2 tRNA genes and 3 rRNA genes are annotated in these 4,937 nt (G+C 48.2%); all 5 read left to right on the top strand.

The annotated features are described in order from the left end of the window. Positions 1–1,086: ribosomal RNA gene (locus ACK2M2_RS16100) — 16S ribosomal RNA — on the top strand; the annotation flags it as partial. Positions 1,087–1,145: 59 nt separating this feature from the next. After that, positions 1,146–1,222: transfer RNA gene (locus tag ACK2M2_RS16105), tRNA-Ile, on the top strand. 44 nt (positions 1,223–1,266) lie between these two features. Then, a tRNA-Ala gene (locus ACK2M2_RS16110) sits at positions 1,267–1,342 on the top strand. 376 nt (positions 1,343–1,718) lie between these two features. Beyond that, positions 1,719–4,615, top strand: a 23S ribosomal RNA gene (locus ACK2M2_RS16115). 158 nt (positions 4,616–4,773) lie between these two features. Further along, positions 4,774–4,888: ribosomal RNA gene (rrf, locus tag ACK2M2_RS16120) — 5S ribosomal RNA — on the top strand. Positions 4,889–4,937 lie beyond the last annotated feature (49 nt).

Consider the following 4,937-nt stretch of genomic DNA (forward strand, 5'->3'; position numbering starts at 1 on the left):
GAGACTAATACTCTTGGATAGTGGACGTTACTCGCAGAATAAGCACCGGCTAACTCTGTGCCAGCAGCCGCGGTAATACAGAGGGTGCGAGCGTTAATCGGATTTACTGGGCGTAAAGCGTACGTAGGTGGTCTTTTAAGTCGGATGTGAAATCCCTGAGCTTAACTTAGGAATTGCATTCGATACTGGGAGACTAGAGTATGGGAGAGGATGGTAGAATTCCAGGTGTAGCGGTGAAATGCGTAGAGATCTGGAGGAATACCGATGGCGAAGGCAGCCATCTGGCCTAATACTGACACTGAGGTACGAAAGCATGGGGAGCAAACAGGATTAGATACCCTGGTAGTCCATGCCGTAAACGATGTCTACTAGCCGTTGGGGTCTTTGAGACTTTAGTGGCGCAGCTAACGCGATAAGTAGACCGCCTGGGGAGTACGGTCGCAAGACTAAAACTCAAATGAATTGACGGGGGCCCGCACAAGCGGTGGAGCATGTGGTTTAATTCGATGCAACGCGAAGAACCTTACCTGGTCTTGACATAGTAAGAACTTTCCAGAGATGGATTGGTGCCTTCGGGAACTTACATACAGGTGCTGCATGGCTGTCGTCAGCTCGTGTCGTGAGATGTTGGGTTAAGTCCCGCAACGAGCGCAACCCTTTTCCTTATTTGCCAGCGGGTTATGCCGGGAACTTTAAGGATACTGCCAGTGACAAACTGGAGGAAGGCGGGGACGACGTCAAGTCATCATGGCCCTTACGACCAGGGCTACACACGTGCTACAATGGTCGGTACAAAGGGTTGCTACCTAGCGATAGGATGCTAATCTCAAAAAGCCGATCGTAGTCCGGATTGGAGTCTGCAACTCGACTCCATGAAGTCGGAATCGCTAGTAATCGCGGATCAGAATGCCGCGGTGAATACGTTCCCGGGCCTTGTACACACCGCCCGTCACACCATGGGAATTTGTTGCACCAGAAGTAGGTAGTCTAACCGTAAGGAGGACGCTTACCACGGTGTGGCCGATGACTGGGGTGAAGTCGTAACAAGGTAGCCGTAGGGGAACCTGCGGCTGGATCACCTCCTTAACGAAAGATTGATGGCCGGTAAGAATCCACAACAAGTTGTTCTTCATTGAAGTATCTGAGGGTCTGTAGCTCAGTTGGTTAGAGCACACGCTTGATAAGCGTGGGGTCACAAGTTCAAGTCTTGTCAGACCCACCATTCTGACTGAAAAGCACAGAGCATTAGATACGAGATCTTAAGCTGGGGACTTAGCTTAGTTGGTAGAGCGCCTGCTTTGCACGCAGGAGGTCAACGGTTCGACTCCGTTAGTCTCCACCATTACTTTAGAGTAATTAAGCTAAGAAGTTAGATTATAGAATTTAATAAATACTCAATTTTAAGATTGATATTGATTTATTAAGTTCTGTGATTTATCACAGTTTGCTGCGCATCGACGAGATGGCAGTCAATCATTAACAGAATATATTTGAGTTGAAATAAATTGTTTAAGGCTCAGAGCTAATTAAACATAACAATATGACACGTAAGTGACATATTGAAGTGATTAAGAAGTGATGAGAACTAGCGATTAACTGAATCAAGCGTTTTGGTATATGAATCTAATAGAAGCTGTACAGTGATTAAGTTCACAGAATTCTAAACTGTAATGTTGATAATCTTGCTTGTAAAGATTAACGACTGTTTGGGGTTGTATAGTCAAGTAATTAAGTGCATGTGGTGGATGCCTAGGCAGTCAGAGGCGATGAAAGACGTAATAGCCTGCGATAAGCTCCGGGGAGGCGGCAAATATCCTATGATCCGGAGATTTCTGAATGGGGAAACCCACTTACCATAAGGTAGGTATCGCAACATGAATACATAGTGTTGCGAGGCGAACGAGGGGAAGTGAAACATCTCAGTACCCTTAGGAAAAGAAATCAATTGAGATTCCCTTAGTAGCGGCGAGCGAACGGGGAACAGCCCATTAAGTTATATGTGCTTTAGCGGAAAGCTCTGGGAAGTGCTACCGTAGAGGGTGATAGTCCCGTACACGAAAGGGCACATATAATGATGACGAGTAGGGCGAGGCACGTGAAACCTTGTCTGAATATGGGGGGACCATCCTCCAAGGCTAAATACTCCTGACTGACCGATAGTGAACCAGTACCGTGAGGGAAAGGCGAAAAGAACCCCTGTGAGGGGAGTGAAATAGATCCTGAAACCGCATGCATACAAGCAGTGGGAGCCGGCATTGTGTCCGGTGACTGCGTACCTTTTGTATAATGGGTCAGCGACTTACATTCAGTAGCAAGGTTAACCGCATAGGGGAGCCGTAGGGAAACCGAGTCTTAATAGGGCGTTTAGTTGCTGGGTGTAGACCCGAAACCAGGTGATCTATCCATGAGCAGGTTGAAGGTTGGGTAACACTAACTGGAGGACCGAACCCACTGTCGTTGAAAAGCCAGGGGATGACTTGTGGATAGGGGTGAAAGGCTAATCAAACTTGGTGATAGCTGGTTCTCCCCGAAAGCTATTTAGGTAGCGCCTCGGACGAATACCATTGGGGGTAGAGCACTGTTTCGGCTAGGGGGTCATCCCGACTTACCAAACCGATGCAAACTCCGAATACCAATGAGTACTATCCGGGAGACAGACTGCGGGTGCTAACGTCCGTAGTCAAGAGGAAAACAATCCAGACCGCCAGCTAAGGCCCCAAAATTATAGTTAAGTGGGAAACGATGTGGGAAGGCATAGACAGCTAGGAGGTTGGCTTAGAAGCAGCCACCCTTTAAAGAAAGCGTAATAGCTCACTAGTCGAGTCGGCCTGCGCGGAAGATGTAACGGGGCTAAAACTATATGCCGAAGCTGCGGATTTGCAATTTATTGCAAGTGGTAGGGGAGCGTTCTGTAAGCCGATGAAGGTGTATTGAGAAGTATGCTGGAGGTATCAGAAGTGCGAATGCTGACGTGAGTAACGACAATGCGAGTGAAAAACTCGCACGCTGAAAGACCAAGGGTTCCAGTCCAACGTTAATCGGGGCTGGGTGAGTCGACCCCTAAGGCGAGGCCGAGAGGCGTAGTCGATGGGAAATTGGTTAATATTCCAATACTTCTGTGTAATGCGATGAGAGGACGGAGAAGGTTAAGTCAGCCTGGCGTTGGTTGTCCAGGTGAAAGGTTGTAGGCATGTATCTTAGGCAAATCCGGGGTACTCTATGCTGAGAACTGATAGCAAGCTGTACTTGTACAGTGAAGTGGCTGATACCATGCTTCCAGGAAAAGTCTCTAAGCTTCAGTTACACAGGAATCGTACCCGAAACCGACACAGGTGGTCAGGTCGAGTAGACCAAAGCGCTTGAGAGAACTCTGCTGAAGGAACTAGGCAAAATGGTACCGTAACTTCGGGAGAAGGTACGCTGTCGACGGTGATGGGATTTACTCCCTGAGCGGTTGACAGCCACAGAAACCAGGCCCCTGCAACTGTTTATTAAAAACATAGCACTCTGCAAACACGAAAGTGGACGTATAGGGTGTGATGCCTGCCCGGTGCTGGAAGGTTAATTGATGGGGTTAGCGTAAGCGAAGCTCTTGATCGAAGCCCCAGTAAACGGCGGCCGTAACTATAACGGTCCTAAGGTAGCGAAATTCCTTGTCGGGTAAGTTCCGACCTGCACGAATGGCATAATGATGGGGGCGCTGTCTCCAGCAGAGACTCAGTGAAATCGAATTCGCCGTGAAGATGCGGTGTACCCGCGGCTAGACGGAAAGACCCCGTGAACCTTTACTGCAGCTTGACATTGAACTTTGATCTTACTTGTGTAGGATAGGTGGGAGGCTTTGAAACCGTGACGCTAGTTACGGTGGAGCCAATCTTGAAATACCACCCTGGTAATATTGAGGTTCTAACTCTGCTCCATAATCTGGAGCGAGGACCATGTCTGGTGGGTAGTTTGACTGGGGCGGTCTCCTCCTAAAGAGTAACGGAGGAGTACGAAGGTGCGCTCAGCGTGGTCGGAAATCACGCGTAGAGTATAAAGGCAAAAGCGCGCTTAACTGCGAGACCCACAAGTCGAGCAGGTACGAAAGTAGGTCTTAGTGATCCGGTGGTTCTGTATGGAAGGGCCATCGCTCAACGGATAAAAGGTACTCTGGGGATAACAGGCTGATACCGCCCAAGAGTTCATATCGACGGCGGTGTTTGGCACCTCGATGTCGGCTCATCTCATCCTGGGGCTGAAGCAGGTCCCAAGGGTATGGCTGTTCGCCATTTAAAGAGGTACGCGAGCTGGGTTTAGAACGTCGTGAGACAGTTCGGTCCCTATCTACCGTGGGCGTTGGAAATTTGAGAGGATCTGCTCCTAGTACGAGAGGACCAGAGTGGACGAACCTCTGGTGTACCGGTTGTGACGCCAGTCGCATCGCCGGGTAGCTATGTTCGGAAGGGATAACCGCTGAAAGCATCTAAGCGGGAAGCCTACCTCAAGATAAGATTTCCCTAGGACTTTATGTCCTCTAAAGAGCCGTTGAAGACTACGACGTTGATAGGTTGGATGTGGAAGTGCAGTGATGCATGAAGCTGACCAATACTAATTGCTCGTGAGGCTTGACTATACAACACCCAAACAGTTGTATGTTTCTTTAAATTCAATGCAAAATGCTTGATTTAGTTACAAAGCTAGTTACAATACCAACTCAAATATACCTGTTAATAACTCTTTTGGAAAAAACTTAGCAAAATGTAAGACTAAGTGAATATCCATAAACAGTTTGCTGGCGACAATAGCAAGAGTGAACCACCTGATCCCTTCCCGAACTCAGAAGTGAAACCTCTTTGCGCTGATGGTAGTGTGGGGTTACCCATGTGAGAGTAAGTCATCGCCAGCTTTTAAATCTAAAACACCCTCTGTCATAAGACAGAGGGTGTTTTTTATTG

The sequence above is a fragment of the Acinetobacter sp. TY1 genome (genome assembly GCF_048551395.1).
GTDB lineage: Bacteria > Pseudomonadota > Gammaproteobacteria > Pseudomonadales > Moraxellaceae > Acinetobacter.